This window comes from Hydrogenophaga taeniospiralis CCUG 15921, from assembly GCF_001592305.1.
Taxonomy (GTDB): domain Bacteria; phylum Pseudomonadota; class Gammaproteobacteria; order Burkholderiales; family Burkholderiaceae_C; genus Hydrogenophaga; species Hydrogenophaga taeniospiralis.
Map to the genome: position 1 here is coordinate 232,404 of NZ_BCWR01000011.1, position 13,619 is coordinate 246,022.

Below are 13,619 nucleotides of genomic sequence, written 5' to 3' on the forward strand. Positions count from 1 at the left end.
CTTCGCATCTCCCACCAAGGAACTCCCATGCAAGAAGCCACTGCCACCACCAGCCCCAGCAGCACCGGCACCCTGCCCGCCCTGCTGGAATTCACGCCCCGGGCGGCGGCCAAGGTGGCCGAGCTGATCCAGGAAGAGGGCAACCCCAACCTCAAGCTGCGCCTGTACGTGACCGGCGGCGGCTGCTCCGGCTTTTCGTACGGCTTCGCCTTCGACGACCAGATCGCCGAGGACGACACGCTGACCGTCACCGAGGGCGTGGCCCTGGTGGTGGACGCCATGAGCCAGCAGTACGTGCTGGGCGCGCGGGTCGATTTCGAGGACGGCCTGGAAGGCTCGCGCTTCGTGATCCACAACCCGAACGCGCAGTCGACCTGCGGCTGCGGCAGTTCATTTTCGGTGTAGATGGAATCCCCCTGCGCCGCTTCGCGTCTTCCCCCCAGGGGGACGCAGCTGGTGACCCGGCGGAGCCGGTTCCACGGCTGCCCTAGTCAGTTACCCCTCGCAACCGAAAGGACTGCCATGCATGTCTCACTGACCCCCGCCGCCGCGCGGCACGTTGAAAAGTCGCTGGCCAAGCGCGGCAGCGGCATCGGCCTGCGCCTGGCGGTCAAGACCAGCGGCTGCTCGGGCTTTGCCTACGCGCTCGAATTCGTCGACGCGGTCAACCCGGACGACCACTGCTTTGACAACCACGGCACCAAAGTCATCGTGGACGCCAAGAGCCTGGCCATGCTGGACGGCACCGAACTCGACTTCGTGCGCGAAGGCCTGAACGAGGGCTTCAAGTTCAACAACCCGAATGCCAAAGCCAATTGCGGCTGTGGCGAGAGTTTTGCCGTATGAAGCACCGGTCCGGCTCCCTCTGCGAGCGAAGCGAAGCACCCTCCAGGGCACCCGCAGAACCGGCTTTGCCGGGCGGCTGGGTGCGCCCCCTGGGGGGGGTTCGGCTACACGAAGTGAGCAAGAAACGGGGGGTGGGTTGACATGGCCTTACTGCAGATTGCCGAACCTGGACGAGCGGCGATGCCGCACCAGCACCGGCTGGCCGCGGGCATCGACCTGGGCACCACCAACTCGCTGGTCGCCACGGTGCAGAGCGCGGTCACGCGGGCGCTGCCCGACGAGGCGGGCCGCCATCTGCTGCCTTCGGTGGTGCGCTACCTGCCCGAAGGCAGCACCGTGGTCGGGCACGAGGCCCAGGCCAGCCAGGCCGAAGACCCGCAGAACACCATCGTCTCGGTCAAGCGCTTCATGGGCCGCCGCCTGGCGGACCTGCGCGAGGCCACCGGCCTGCCCTACCGCTTCACCGACGGCGCGGGCATGGTGGGCATCCAGACCGCTGCAGGCGAACGCTCGCCGGTACAGGTCTCGGCCGACATCCTGAGCGCCCTGCGCGCGCGCGCCGAAGCCTCGCTCGGCGGGCCGCTGGCGGGCGTGGTGATCACGGTGCCGGCCTACTTCGACGACGCCCAGCGCCAAGCCACCAAAGACGCCGCGCGCCTGGCCGGCCTGACCGTGCTGCGCCTGCTCAACGAGCCCACCGCGGCGGCCATCGCCTACGGTCTGGACAAGGCGGCCGAAGGCACCTTCGTGGTCTACGACCTGGGCGGCGGCACCTTCGACGTGTCTGTGCTGCGCCTCACGCGCGGCATTTTCGAGGTGCTGTCCACCGGTGGCGACTCGGCACTCGGCGGCGACGATTTCGACCGCGCCATCGCCGAGTGGTTCTGCGACCGGCACGGCATCGCCGGCGTGGCGGCCCTTTCGCCCGTGGCCCAGCGCGCGCTGCTGACGGCGGCGCGCACGGCCAAGGAAGCGCTGTCGTCTCATGAGTCGACCTCGCTGGCGCTGAGCCGCACCGAGGGCGACGCGTTGCAGGCCATCCTGAGCCGCGCCGAGTTCGCCCGGCTCGGCGCGCCGCTGATCGCGCGCACCCTCTCGGCCACCAAGCGCGCCCTGCGCGATGCGCGCCTGTCCACCGCCGACATCACCGGTGTGGTGCTGGTGGGCGGATCGACCCGCATGCCGATCGCGCGCAGCGCCGTCAAAGACCTCTTCGGCGTCGAGCCGCTGGCCGACATCGACCCCGACCAGGTGGTCGCGCTGGGCGCGGCCATGCAGGCCGACGTGCTGGCCGGCAACGGCAGCGGCGACGGCTGGTTGCTGCTCGACGTGTGCCCGCTCTCGCTCGGCCTGGAAACCATGGGCGGGCTGGTCGAGAAGATCATCCCGCGCAACTCCACCCTGCCCACGGCACGCGCGCAGGAGTTCACCACCTTCAAGGACGGCCAGACCGCGATGACGCTGCACGTGGTGCAGGGCGAACGCGAGGCCGTGGCCGACTGCCGCTCGCTGGCGCGCTTCGAGCTGCGCGGCATTCCCCCGGCGGTGGCGGGTGCGGTGCACGTCCGCGTGAGCTTCCAGATCGACGCCGACGGGCTGCTGTCGGTGACGGCGCGCGAGCAGGGCACGGGCATCGAGGCGCACATCGAAGTCAAGCCCACCTACGGCCTGGGCGACACCCAGATCGCCGCCATGCTGCAAGACGCCATCGGCGCCTCCGCGGCCGACATGCAGCTGCGCGCCCTGCGCGAGGCCCAGGTGGACGCACGCCGCCTGCTCGACGCCACCGAAACCGCGCTGCAGGAAGATGGCTCGCTGCTGAGCGAGACCGAAATGACCGCGATCCGCCAGGCCCTGTTTGAGGTGGCCGACCGGCTCGAAACCGAGGCCCCGGTGGCCGAGCTGCGCGAGGCCACCAAGGCCCTGTCGGCCGCCACCGACGCCTTCGCCGCACGCCGCATGAACGCGTCCATCCAGCACGCGCTGGCCGGGCGCTCCATGGACAGCCTGGCCTAGCGGCGACACGGGTCGCACCGACGCGTTGACGCATTGAAAGACCGACATGCCCAAGGTTCGCATCCTGCCCCACCCCGAGCTCTGCCCCGAGGGCCGCGACATCGACGTCCGGCGCGGCGCTTCGTTGTGCGAAAGCCTGCTGACCCACGGCGTGGCGATCGAACACGCCTGCGAGATGGTGGCGGCCTGCGCGACCTGCCATGTGCACATCCGCGAAGGCGGCGCCTCGCTGGCCGCGCCCGATGACGAGGAAGACGACCAACTCGACCACGCCTGGGGCCTGGACGCGCAGTCGCGTCTGGCCTGCTGCGTGAAGCTGCGAGACACCGACCTCGTGATCGAATTCCCACGCCACACGCGCAACCACGCGCGCGAGCACTGACGGGGCTTCTTGCCTGCCGCAGCCGCGAGGTGCCCCACACAAGAAGCACCAGGCCCTGTCCGAAACAACACATTTCCGACACGGGCAAGAGACGTGCAAAGCATGTCCAGCTGACCGGACCCGACAAACCTGCCCTGCGGGGCGCTCCACACAGCGGTTTGAGGGGCCAAAACGGGTGGCATGCACCTTGCGATGAGCTAGGCAAAGGAAGCCGCCACATGCCCCGCAACCTCATCATCAACGACACCACGCTGCGCGACGGCGAACAGACCGCCGGGGTGGCGTTCACGGTGCACGAGAAGTGCGCCATCGCCTGCGCGCTGTCGGACGCAGGTGTGCCGGAAATGGAGATCGGCATCCCGGCCATGGGTGACGACGAGATCGCCTGCATCAACAGCATCGCCGCCCTGCGGCTGCCCGCGGCCCTGATGGTCTGGGGCCGCCTGACCGATGCGGACCTGGCCAGCGCGCTGCACTGCGATGCGCACATCGTTCACCTCTCGATCCCGGTGTCCGACATCCACCTGCGGCACAAGCTCAAGCAGTCGCGCGAGTGGGTGCTGGAGCAGGTCACGCGCGTGATCGAAAAGGCCGCAGCGAGCGGGCGCATGGTTTCGCTGGGCGCCGAAGACGCCTCGCGCGCCGACATCGGCTTCCTGATCGAGGTGGCGCAGCGCGCCCAGGCCTGCGGCGCGAGCCGCCTGCGGTTCGCCGACACCCTGGGCGTGCTCGACCCGTTCGGCACCTTCGACGCCATCGCCCGGCTGCGCGACGCGCTGCACATGGACATCGAGATCCACGCCCACGACGACCTGGGCCTGGCCACGGCCAACACCCTGGCCGCCCTGCGCGCCGGCGCCACCCACGCCAACACCACCGTCAACGGGCTGGGTGAGCGCGCCGGCAACGCCGCGCTGGAAGAGATCGTGATGGGCGTGCGCCACCTGCACCACGGCGACACCGGCGTGGACACGCAGGCCCTGGTGCCGATCTCGCACCTGGTGGCGCGCGCCTCGGGCCGCCAGGTCGCGTTCAACAAGAGCATCGTGGGCGAGGCCGTGTTCACGCACGAGTCGGGCATCCACATCGACGGGCTACTCAAGCACCCGTCCACCTACGAGGGTTTCGACCCGGGCGAGCTCGGCCGCCAACGCCGCACCGTGCTGGGCAAACACTCGGGTTCGCAGGCGGTGCGCCAGGCCTATGGCGCCCTGGGCGTGGCCATGGACGACGAAGCGCTCACCGGCCGCGTGCTCGCACGCATCCGCGACCACGCAATGCGCGTGAAACAGGAAGCCACGCCCGACGAGCTGCGCGGCTTCCTGCGGGACGCCCACAGCGCTGCACCGCAAGCGGCCCACGCCTCGGCCCTGGGGTTGGCATGAAAGCCGCGCCGAACATTTCCACCAGCGCGCCCCGGGCCTCGTGGTGGTCGCTGCTGCGCGAGGACGCGCGCTGCGTACTCGCCCGCGACCCGGCCGCGCGCAGCCTGTTGGAGGTCTGGACCATCTACCCGGGCGTGCAGGCGATCGCGCTGCACCGCCTGGCCCACGCACTGTGGGCGCGCGGCTGGCGCTACCTGCCACGCTGGCTGTCGTTCGCCGCGCGCTGGTTCACGCAGGTCGACATCCACCCCGGCGCGAGCATCGGCGCACGCTTCTTCATCGACCACGGCACCGGCGTCGTGATCGGCGAGACCGCCGAGATCGGCGACGACGTGACGCTCTACCACGGGGTCACGCTGGGCGGCACCAGCTGGAACCCCGGCAAGCGCCACCCCACCCTGGGCCATGCCGTGGTGGTGGGCGCGGGCGCCAAGATTCTGGGGCCGATCCGCGTGGGCGACCGGGCCCGCGTGGCGGCCAACTCGGTCGTCATCGAGGCCGTGCCGGACGGCGCCACCGTGGTCGGCATCCCGGGCCGGGTGGTGGCGCCAGGGCGGCGCACCACGCACGGCTTCGACCTCGACCACCACCTGATTCCCGACCCGGTGGGCAAGGCCATCGCCTGCCTGCTCGACCGCGTGGCCCAGCTCGAACACGCCCTGGCCCACAGCCAAGGATTGGCCAGCGCCGACAACGCCTGCGGCCTTTGTGACGATCAATGTGCCGAACCGGGGTTCGCCAACGCGACATCCCATCTACAACCCGCGACCGTGGAGTAACGCCCGATGGAAAACTTCATTCAACAACTCAAGGCCCTGTCGTCCGCCGAGGACTTCCTGCAGTACTTCGGCGTGCCATTCGACCAAGCGGTGGTCAACGTGAGCCGGCTGCACATCCTCAAGCGCTTCTTCCAGTACATCCGGCAGCAGAACCTGCAGGACCAGAGCAACGAGGTGCAGCTGTTCACGAGCTACCGCGAGCAGCTGATGAAGGCCTACGCGGACTTCGTCAGTTCCACCCCGGCCCAGGAAAAGGTGTTCAAGGTGTTCCAGGACGTGGGCGGCAAACAGCACGTCTCGCTGGAGAGCCTGAAAAGCTCAGTCCCCTCCCGCATGGTCGCCTGAAGGAGCATCCACATGCACATCGTCGTCTGTATCAAGCAGGTGCCCGACTCGGCGCAGATCCGCGTCCACCCGGTCACCAACACCATCATGCGCCAGGGGGTGCCGGCCATCGTCAACCCCTACGACCTGTTCTCGCTCGAAGAGGCGCTGCGCCTCAAAGACAAGTTCGGCGGCAAGGTGACCGTGCTCTGCATGGGGCCGCCGCAGGCCGAAGAAGCGCTGCGCAAATGCATCAGCTTCGGCGCCGACGACGCCGTGCTCGTGACCGACCGCGCCTTCGCCGGCGCCGACACGCTGGCCACCTCCTACGCCCTGGCTGCCGGCATCCGTCAGATCGCCCGCGAACAGGCGGTGGACGTCGTCTTCACCGGCAAACAGACCATCGACGGCGACACCGCGCAGGTGGGGCCGGGCATCGCCAAGCGCATGGGCCTGCAGTTGCTGACCTACGTCTCGCGCATCGTCGAGACCGATCTGGACGGCCGCACGATCACGGTCGAGCGGCGCGCCGAAGGCGGCGTGCAGGTGCTCAAGACGGCCCTGCCCTGCCTGATCACGATGCTGGAAAACACCAACGAGATGCGCTTCGCCAACCTGCCCGCCATGATCCACGCCGCCGCCTACCCGGTGCGCAAATGGAGCAAGGAAGACGCCGCCATCGAAGACCTCGGCAAGATCGGTCTGAAGGGTTCTCCCACCGTGGTGAGCAAGGTGTTTGGCCCCTCGCCGCGCACCGAGAAGGTGGAGATGCTGGACCTGGAAACCAGCAACCTGCGCGATGTCTCGCTCAACCTTCTCCAGAAGGTTTTCACCCGCCACCCAACGCTTGAAGCCGATTTGTTGATGAAGGAAACATCATGAGCGAAGCCCCCAAAGAAGCCGTCGCCGTCAAGCGCCCCGCCGGCCGCGGCCGCAACCTCGAATTGTCGGAAGAACTCAAGGCCTACAAGGGCGTCTGGGTGTTCGTCGAACACGACCGCGGCCATGTGCACAGCGTGTCCTGGGAGCTGCTCGGCGAAGCGCGCAAGCTCGCCGACACCCTGGGCAGCCAGGTCGGCGCGGTGCTGCTGGGCGGCGCGGACGAACACCTGGAAAAGTTCGCGGCCGAGGCCATCAGCTTCGGCGCCGACACCTGCTACCTGATGACCGATCCGGTGCTCAAGGGCTACCGCAACGAGCCCTTCACCAAGGGTCTCACCGACCTGGTGAACAAGTACAAACCGGAGATCCTGCTGCTCGGCGCCACCTCACAAGGCCGCGACCTCGCGGGCTCGGTGGCCACCACCTTGCTCACCGGCCTCACGGCCGACTGCACCGAGCTCAACATCGACCCGGTCTCCAAGGCCCTGGCCGCCACGCGACCGACCTTCGGCGGCTCGCTCTACTGCACCATCATGACCCTGGCCTACCGGCCGCAGATGGCCACGGTGCGCCCGCGCGTGATGCTGATGCCCAAGGCCGACAGCAGCCGCACCGGCAACCTGGTGCACGACACCCTGGGCATGGTGGAGACGCAGATCGTCACCAAGCTGCTGGACTTCATCGCCGACGCCCACAGCAACAAGATCAACCTGCCCTACGCGGACGTGATCGTGAGCGGCGGCAAGGGCCTGAAGAACCCCGACAACTTCAAGCTCGTGTTCGAACTGGCGCGGGTGCTCGGCGGTGAGGTCGGCGCCACGCGGCCTGTGGTGCAGGCCGGCTGGGTCGAGGCCGAGCGCCAGGTGGGCCAGACCGGCAAGACGGTGCGCCCCAAGCTCTACATCGCCGCAGGCATCAGCGGCGCGGTGCAGCACCGCGTGGGCATGGAGGGCTCGGACGTGATCGTCGCCATCAACACCGACCCGAACGCGCCCATCTTCGAGTTCGCGCACTACGGCATCGTCGGCAACGCGATGCTGGTGCTGCCCGCGCTGAGCAAGGCGTTCGCCGAACACCTGTCCAAGCGCAGCGCTTTGGTTGCCTGATCCCGTCCACCACCTCTGGGGAACGCCATGAAAAAACCCTCTCAATTCGACGCCATCGTGGTGGGCGCGGGGCCCTCGGGCAACGCCTGCGCCTACACCCTGGCCAAGGCCGGCCTCAAGGTCCTGCAGATCGAACGCGGCGAATACCCGGGTTCGAAAAACGTGCAGGGCGCCATCCTCTACAGCGACGCGCTGGAGAAGATCATTCCCGACTTCCGCGAAGACGCGCCACTGGAGCGCCACATCATCGAGCAGCGCGTCTGGGTGCTCGATGACAACAGCTTCGTCGGCACACACTACCGCAGCGACGACTACAACAAGCCGCCCTACAACCGCTACACCATCATCCGGGCGCAGTTCGACAAGTGGTTCAGCTCCAAGGTCCGCGAAGCCGGCGCGCTGCTGATCTGCGAGACAACGGTCAACCACCTCATCATGGACGGCGACCAGGTGGTGGGCGTGCAGTGCGACCGCGAAGCCGGCGACGTGTACGCCGACGTGGTGATCATGGCCGACGGCGTGAACAGCACGCTGGCACGCAAGGCCGGTTTCCACGGCGAGATCAAGGACAGCAACGTGGCGCTGGCGGTGAAAGAAATCCTCTTCATGCCTGAAGACACGATCCGCCAGCGCTTCAACATCGGCGAAGAAGAAGGCGTGGTGATCGAGATGGTCGGCAAGATCACCGACGGCATGATGGGCACAGGTTTCCTCTACACCAACAAGGAATCGCTCACCATCGGCATCGGCTGCATGCTCAGCGACTTCAAGGGCAGCGTGAACAGGACCAGCCCCTACGCCCTGCTGGAAAAGCTCAAGCAGCACCCCTCGATCGCGCCATTGATCCAGGGTGGCGAGATGAAGGAATACGCGGCCCACCTGATCCCCGAAGGCGGCTTCTACGCCGTGCCCAAGGTCTATGGCAACGGCTGGATGATCGTGGGCGACTCGGGCGGCTTCGTCAACGCGGTGCACCGCGAAGGCTCCAACCTGGCCATGACCACCGGGCGCCTGGCGGCCGAGACGGTGATCGCCGCCAAGGCCGCTGGCAAGCCCATGAGCGAAGCGGTGCTCAAGGCCTACAAGACCGAGCTCGACAAGAGCTTCGTGATGAAGGACCTGCACAAGTACCGCGACATGCCCGAGGTCTTCCACAAGAACAACCAGTTCTTCACCACCTACCCCGAGCTCGTGTCCAGGGCCGCGCACAAGATGTTCACGGTCGATGGCGTGGACAAGAAGACCAAGGAACGCGAGATCTTTTCCAGCTTCCGCACCTCGCGCTCGCTCACCGGCCTGGTGGGCGACGCCGTCAAACTCTGGAGGGCCTTCCGATGAGCGCCGTTGCCGTGAATGTGAACGTCGAAGAGAAACTGTTTCAGAACCGCTACCGCGTGGACGCGGGCCGGCCCCACATCCAGATCAAGGATGCTAGCGTCTGCGCCAACGACTGCACGCAGAAGTCCTGCACCTACGTGTGCCCGGCCTCCTGCTACAAGGCCGAAGGCAACGGCGCCGTCACCCTGATCACCGACGGCTGCCTGGAATGCGGCAGTTGCCGCATCATCTGCAGCGAGCACCTGAACGTGAACTGGGACTACCCGCGCGGCGGGCACGGCATTCTCTTCAAGTTTGGATAGCTCCCCGTTGCTTGCTCACTTCGTGTAGCCGCATCCCCCTTCCAGGGGCAACGCCTGCGACCCGGCAAAGCCGGTTCCGCGGCATTCCCGGTTGAGACACCGGCCTTCGATCGCACCAAAGGAGTTCTCATGCCCCGTCCTGCCCGCCACGTTTTCGTATGCACCCAGAGCCGCCCGCCGCAGCACCCGCGCGGCTCCTGCACCAGCAAGGGCGGCACCGCCGTTCTGCAGGCCTTCTGGGCCGAGCAGCAGAAACGCCAAGCCTACGAAGCAGTGTCCGTCACCTACTCGGGCTGCCTGGGTCCGTGCGACCAGGGCGCCAACGTGCTGGTCTACCCCGAAGCCGTGCTCTACCGCAACGTGACCGAGGCCGACGTCGCAGACATCTTCACCCGCCACCTTGAAGGCGGCGCCCCGGTGGAGCGGCTTCTGGCCCCGAAAGCTGTCTGGTGAACCTGCCGACCGGCGTCGAATCCACCAAGCTGTTCGGCGGCCGGGTGTCGCCCACCATTGAGCACATGATCGAACAGGCGCGACAGGCGCCGCGCGAAGACGTGGCAGCGATTCTGTAGACCGCATCACTGAGCTCGCCACAGAGCCTGCCGGTGCAAATGAGACTGGGGCAGTTCGGGAACGCCGACCTCCAAGTGAATTGCAGGTGAACAAGCCGTTCAGCACCGCTTCAGTTTCACGGGCGCATAGTGCATGCACAGTCGCTATCGACTGGAGTCACATGCCAAGGAGTCGATCATGAAATCAACCGCTTTTCTCGCCTCGACAGGAATGCTCGCAGCCATCATCAGCAGCCCTGTACTTGCCGGAGATCGCGACCATGACCACGACCGCCCGTGCGTCGCGGATACCCGTCCCGCTGGCGGCTTCGACCACGGTATGCAGGCGGTGCCCCACAACGCCGGTCCCGGTGAACGGGGGCATGGCTGGCAGTACTTCTCCGACCCCACAGCGCATCGCGCCGTCGTTATCAGCCCGCAAGGTGACTACTACTTCAGCCGCGGCAAGGGCCTGCGCTGGGTGGCTGCGGCACAGACGGGCGACTGATAGCCACCCCATCGCAGGACGCGCGGCCAGGACCGGGTGCGCGCGAAGCACCAGCGCCATCGGTCAGGGTCGAAGGAGAAAACCGTCCTCAAATGAACAAGAAAAAAGCCTCCTAAGTCAAAGACTTAGAAGGCTTTATCTTTTGGCGGAGTGGACGGGGCTCGAACCCGCGACCCCCGGCGTGACAGGCCGGTATTCTAACCAACTGAACTACCACTCCGCAGTGGTGCAGCTTTTGCCTGAGGCTTTCGCTTCAGGCCAAGTGCCACAAACTTGGCGACCCTACGGGGATTCGAACCCCGGTACTCACCGTGAAAGGGTGATGTCCTAGGCCTCTAGACGATAGGGTCAAAACCTTGGAACTAACCGAACTTTGCATTGTATCAGCGCCTTGATCAGGTCACCGACACAAGCTTCACAAATTGTGGTGGAGGTAAGCGGGATCGAACCGCTGACCTCTTGCATGCCATGCAAGCGCTCTCCCAGCTGAGCTATACCCCCACAGGGTTTGTTGATTCACACTTCACATGTCACCGCTTGGTGTGCATCAGCAAGCCTCAAATTATAGGACATTTTTCAGCGATTTTGAAGTCGCGTCAAAACTGTTTGCTGATTTTGCAGTTCAAGCACCGCGTCGAGCGACGGCGTCTGGGCCGTGCCCATCACCAGCACGCGCACCGGCATCGCCAGTTGCGGCATCTTGATGCCATGGGTGGAGATGGTTTCCTTGATGGCCGCCGAGATGCTGGCCTTGTCCCAGGCGCTGGCCGCCAGCTTCTCCGCCAGCGTGGACAGTACGGGCTCAATAGCGGGCGTGACATGCTGCGCGCGTTCGTCGGCGCTGGGCGTCACGTCGGCATAAAACGCGGCGGCCCAGCCCGCCAACGCCACCGTGGTGTCGCAACGGTCCTTGAACAGACCGCAGATGCGCGGCAGGCGCTCGTCGGCGGTGATGCCGCGCTTGATCAGCTGCTCGGCCACCAGTGGCGCCAACGCGGCATCGTCCATCGCCTTCAGGTGCTGGGCGTTGACCCAGCGCAGCTTGGCTTCGTCGAACTGCGCGGCGCTGCGGCCGAGGTGGTCCAGGTTGAACCACTTGAGGAACTGCGCGCGGCTGAAGATTTCGTCGTCGCCATGGCTCCAGCCCAGGCGCGCGAGGTAGTTCACCATCGCGTCGGGCAGATAACCTTCGTCGCGGTACTGGGTCACGGGCTTGGCGCCGTTGCGCTTGCTCATCTTCTCGCCCTGCTCGTTGAGCACGGTGGGCAGGTGGGCATAAACCGGCGGCTCCTTGCCGAGGGCTTTGAAGATGTTGATCTGGCGCGGCGTGTTGTTCACATGGTCGTCACCACGGATCACGTGGGTGATCGCCATGTCGATGTCGTCCACGACCACGCAGAAGTTGTAGGTGGGCGTGCCATCGGGGCGCGCGATCACGAGGTCGTCCAGCTCGTCGTTGCGGATCTCGATCAGGCCCTTGACCTTGTCGTCCCAGGCCACCACGCCACCTTGCGGGTTCTTGAAGCGCAACACGGGCTTCACGCCCTCGGGAATGGCGGGCAGCACCTTGCCCGGCTCGGGGCGCCAGGTGCCGTCGTAGCGCGGCTTCTCCTTGTTGGCCATCTGGCGCTCGCGCAGCGCGTCCAGTTCGGCCATGCTCATGTAGCAGGGGTAGACATGCCCCGCGGCCACCATTTCGGCCAGCACCGCCTTGTAGCGGTCCATGCGCTGCATCTGATAGAACGGCCCTTCGTCGTGGTCCAGGCCCAGCCACTTCATGCCCTCGATGATCACGTCCACCGCGGCCTGCGAAGAACGCTCGAGATCGGTGTCTTCGATGCGAAGCACGAACACGCCACCGGTGGCGCGGGCGAAGGCCCAGGGGTACAGGGCCGAGCGGATGTTGCCCAGGTGAATGAAGCCGGTGGGCGACGGAGCGAAGCGGGTGCGAACTTGGGCGGTCATGTCAAAAAGAGGAAAGGCCACGGTCCAGATCGGTCTGGATGTCGGTGAGGTGTTCAAGGCCAACGGCCACGCGGATCAGGCCCTGCACCACGCCTGCGGTCTGGCGTTGGGCTTCGGTCAGGCGACCGTGCGAGGTGCTGGCCGGGTGGGCGCACAGGGTCTTGGTGTCGCCCAGGTTGGTCGACAGCGACAGCGTCTGGAGCGAATCGAGCACGTGGAAGGCGCGCTGGCGGGCCTGATCGGCATCGGACGCCTTGACCTCAAACGACAGCACCGCACCGCCGCAGTTCGACTGCTGGGCCATCGCCAGCTCGTGCTGCGGGTGGCTGGTGAGACCGGGGTAATGCACGCGCGCCACTCCGGGGTGCACCTGCAGCCACTGAGCCAGCGCCAGCGCACGGGCCGACTGCGCCGCCATGCGGATGTCCAGCGTCTCCAGGCCCTTGAGCACCACCCAGGCGTTGAAGGGCGCGAGCGTCATGCCGGCACTCTTGAGCACCGGCAGGAAGGTTTTGGTCACCATGTCCTGGCTGGCACACAGGGCGCCGGCCATGACACGGCCCTGGCCGTCCAGGTACTTGGTGCCCGAATGCATCACGATGTCGGCCCCCAGCGCCAAGGGGCGCTGCAGCGCCGGCGTGGCAAAACAGTTGTCCACCGCCAGCAGCGCGCCCGCGTTGTGGGCGATGTCGGCCAATGCGCGGATGTCGCAAACATCGGTCAGGGGATTGGTGGGCGTCTCTGCGAACAGCAGCTTGGTGCTGGGCTTGACGGCCGCTTTCCAGGCCGCCACATCGGTCTGTGGCACGAAGCTGGACTCGACGCCGAACTTGGCCAGATCGGAGCCGATCAGCTTGATGGTCGAGCCGAACATGGAGTGTGAGCAGATCACGTGGTCCCCGCTCTTGAGCAGACCCATGCACATCATCAGGATGGCCGACATGCCCGAGGCGGTGGAGATGCAGGCTTCGGCGCCTTCCAGCGCCGCCAGGCGCTGCTCGAAACTGGCAACCGTCGGGTTGCCGTAGCGACCGTAGGTGAAGCCTTCTTCGTCGCCGGCGAACCGGGCGGCGGCTGCGGCGGCGGAAGGTTGCACGTAGCCGCTGGTGAGGTACAGGGCTTCGGAATTTTCGCCGTATTGGCTGCGGTCCACCGCAGCGCGCACCGCGAGGGTGTCGCGGTGCAGGCCGGCGGTTTCAGGGGAATCGGTGCTCATGGTGTGTCGCGGCTTCAGG

16 protein-coding genes and 3 tRNA genes are annotated in these 13,619 nt (G+C 66.5%); 14 read left to right on the forward strand and 5 right to left on the reverse strand.

The window, feature by feature from the left end; all coding sequences use genetic code 11:
- The first annotated feature begins 27 nt into the window (after positions 1-27).
- From erpA to HTA01S_RS15355, 14 genes are all read left to right on the forward strand, one after another.
- Positions 28-405, forward strand: coding sequence for an iron-sulfur cluster insertion protein ErpA (erpA, locus tag HTA01S_RS15295; protein ID WP_068173377.1), 378 nt, complete (start codon positions 28-30; stop codon positions 403-405).
- A 117-nt stretch (positions 406-522) separates the two neighbouring features.
- Entirely contained in the window at positions 523-846 is a 324-nt protein-coding gene (gene iscA, locus HTA01S_RS15300) for an iron-sulfur cluster assembly protein IscA (protein ID WP_068173379.1), read from the forward strand.
- Between the two features lie 141 nt (positions 847-987).
- Complete coding sequence (gene hscA, locus HTA01S_RS15305) at positions 988-2,862, forward strand: Fe-S protein assembly chaperone HscA (protein ID WP_068173382.1); 1,875 nt, start codon at positions 988-990, stop codon at positions 2,860-2,862.
- Between the two features lie 46 nt (positions 2,863-2,908).
- A complete protein-coding gene (fdx, locus tag HTA01S_RS15310) occupies positions 2,909-3,244 on the forward strand; it encodes an ISC system 2Fe-2S type ferredoxin (RefSeq protein ID WP_068173384.1) in 336 nt (111 codons plus the stop codon).
- Positions 3,245-3,462: 218 nt separating this feature from the next.
- Positions 3,463-4,629 (forward strand): homocitrate synthase, encoded by a 1,167-nt coding sequence (nifV, locus tag HTA01S_RS15315; protein ID WP_068173389.1) that lies wholly within the window; start codon positions 3,463-3,465, stop codon positions 4,627-4,629.
- Positions 4,626-5,408: a serine O-acetyltransferase gene (cysE, locus tag HTA01S_RS15320; RefSeq protein ID WP_068173391.1), complete on the forward strand. Its 783-nt coding sequence runs from the start codon at positions 4,626-4,628 to the stop codon at positions 5,406-5,408. The genes nifV and cysE overlap by 4 nt, the downstream gene beginning before the upstream one ends.
- Positions 5,409-5,414: 6 nt before the next feature.
- Positions 5,415-5,753, forward strand: a complete 339-nt coding sequence (nifW, locus tag HTA01S_RS15325) for a nitrogenase stabilizing/protective protein NifW (RefSeq protein WP_068173393.1) — start codon at positions 5,415-5,417, stop codon at positions 5,751-5,753.
- 12 nt (positions 5,754-5,765) lie between these two features.
- A complete protein-coding gene (locus tag HTA01S_RS15330) occupies positions 5,766-6,614 on the forward strand; it encodes an electron transfer flavoprotein subunit beta/FixA family protein (protein ID WP_068173395.1) in 849 nt (282 codons plus the stop codon).
- A complete protein-coding gene (locus tag HTA01S_RS15335) occupies positions 6,611-7,720 on the forward strand; it encodes an electron transfer flavoprotein subunit alpha/FixB family protein (RefSeq protein WP_068173397.1) in 1,110 nt (369 codons plus the stop codon). The genes HTA01S_RS15330 and HTA01S_RS15335 overlap by 4 nt, the downstream gene beginning before the upstream one ends.
- Positions 7,721-7,747: 27 nt before the next feature.
- Positions 7,748-9,058, forward strand: coding sequence for an FAD-dependent monooxygenase (locus HTA01S_RS15340; protein ID WP_068173399.1), 1,311 nt, complete (start codon positions 7,748-7,750; stop codon positions 9,056-9,058).
- Positions 9,055-9,360 carry a ferredoxin family protein gene (locus HTA01S_RS15345; RefSeq protein ID WP_068173400.1) on the forward strand — a complete coding sequence of 102 codons (306 nt, stop codon included), beginning with the start codon at positions 9,055-9,057 and terminating at the stop codon, positions 9,358-9,360. The genes HTA01S_RS15340 and HTA01S_RS15345 overlap by 4 nt, the downstream gene beginning before the upstream one ends.
- Before the next feature lie 129 nt (positions 9,361-9,489).
- Positions 9,490-9,813, forward strand: coding sequence for a (2Fe-2S) ferredoxin domain-containing protein (locus HTA01S_RS15350; RefSeq protein ID WP_068173402.1), 324 nt, complete (start codon positions 9,490-9,492; stop codon positions 9,811-9,813).
- Positions 9,810-9,932, forward strand: coding sequence for a hypothetical protein (locus tag HTA01S_RS26185; RefSeq protein WP_279338457.1), 123 nt, complete (start codon positions 9,810-9,812; stop codon positions 9,930-9,932). The genes HTA01S_RS15350 and HTA01S_RS26185 overlap by 4 nt, the downstream gene beginning before the upstream one ends.
- Positions 9,933-10,110: 178 nt before the next feature.
- Positions 10,111-10,419 carry a hypothetical protein gene (locus HTA01S_RS15355; RefSeq protein ID WP_068173405.1) on the forward strand — a complete coding sequence of 103 codons (309 nt, stop codon included), beginning with the start codon at positions 10,111-10,113 and terminating at the stop codon, positions 10,417-10,419.
- Positions 10,420-10,562: 143 nt separating this feature from the next.
- Here HTA01S_RS15355 and HTA01S_RS15360 read toward each other — a convergent pair.
- The 5 genes from HTA01S_RS15360 to HTA01S_RS15380 all read right to left on the reverse strand — a co-directional run bounded on the left by HTA01S_RS15360 (position 10,563) and on the right by HTA01S_RS15380 (position 13,600).
- Positions 10,563-10,639 (reverse strand) — tRNA-Asp (locus HTA01S_RS15360).
- Between the two features lie 54 nt (positions 10,640-10,693).
- Positions 10,694-10,769 (reverse strand) — tRNA-Glu (locus tag HTA01S_RS15365).
- 75 nt (positions 10,770-10,844) lie between these two features.
- Positions 10,845-10,920: transfer RNA gene (locus HTA01S_RS15370), tRNA-Ala, on the reverse strand.
- Between the two features lie 75 nt (positions 10,921-10,995).
- Complete coding sequence (gltX, locus tag HTA01S_RS15375; RefSeq protein ID WP_068173407.1) at positions 10,996-12,384, reverse strand: glutamate--tRNA ligase; 1,389 nt, start codon at positions 12,382-12,384, stop codon at positions 10,996-10,998.
- Between the two features lies 1 nt (position 12,385).
- The gene (locus HTA01S_RS15380) at positions 12,386-13,600 is read right to left on the reverse strand and encodes an O-succinylhomoserine sulfhydrylase (RefSeq protein ID WP_068173408.1); all 1,215 of its coding nucleotides are present in this window, start codon (positions 13,598-13,600) and stop codon (positions 12,386-12,388) included.
- Positions 13,601-13,619 lie beyond the last annotated feature (19 nt).

Bases quoted from the DNA above. Each gene is read 5' to 3' on its own strand.
- hscA (WP_068173382.1), top strand. From the start codon at position 988: ATGGCCTTACTGCAGATTGCCGAACCTGGACGAGCGGCGATGCCGCAC.
- HTA01S_RS15335 (WP_068173397.1), top strand. From the start codon at position 6,611: ATGAGCGAAGCCCCCAAAGAAGCCGTCGCCGTCAAGCGCCCCGCCGGC.
- nifV (WP_068173389.1), top strand. From the start codon at position 3,463: ATGCCCCGCAACCTCATCATCAACGACACCACGCTGCGCGACGGCGAA.
- fdx (WP_068173384.1), top strand. From the start codon at position 2,909: ATGCCCAAGGTTCGCATCCTGCCCCACCCCGAGCTCTGCCCCGAGGGC.
- HTA01S_RS15330 (WP_068173395.1), top strand. From the start codon at position 5,766: ATGCACATCGTCGTCTGTATCAAGCAGGTGCCCGACTCGGCGCAGATC.
- HTA01S_RS15380 (WP_068173408.1), bottom strand. From the start codon at position 13,600: ATGAGCACCGATTCCCCTGAAACCGCCGGCCTGCACCGCGACACCCTC.
- HTA01S_RS15355 (WP_068173405.1), top strand. From the start codon at position 10,111: ATGAAATCAACCGCTTTTCTCGCCTCGACAGGAATGCTCGCAGCCATC.
- cysE (WP_068173391.1), top strand. From the start codon at position 4,626: ATGAAAGCCGCGCCGAACATTTCCACCAGCGCGCCCCGGGCCTCGTGG.
- erpA (WP_068173377.1), top strand. From the start codon at position 28: ATGCAAGAAGCCACTGCCACCACCAGCCCCAGCAGCACCGGCACCCTG.
- nifW (WP_068173393.1), top strand. From the start codon at position 5,415: ATGGAAAACTTCATTCAACAACTCAAGGCCCTGTCGTCCGCCGAGGAC.
- HTA01S_RS15350 (WP_068173402.1), top strand. From the start codon at position 9,490: ATGCCCCGTCCTGCCCGCCACGTTTTCGTATGCACCCAGAGCCGCCCG.
- HTA01S_RS15340 (WP_068173399.1), top strand. From the start codon at position 7,748: ATGAAAAAACCCTCTCAATTCGACGCCATCGTGGTGGGCGCGGGGCCC.
- HTA01S_RS15345 (WP_068173400.1), top strand. From the start codon at position 9,055: ATGAGCGCCGTTGCCGTGAATGTGAACGTCGAAGAGAAACTGTTTCAG.
- iscA (WP_068173379.1), top strand. From the start codon at position 523: ATGCATGTCTCACTGACCCCCGCCGCCGCGCGGCACGTTGAAAAGTCG.
- gltX (WP_068173407.1), bottom strand. From the start codon at position 12,384: ATGACCGCCCAAGTTCGCACCCGCTTCGCTCCGTCGCCCACCGGCTTC.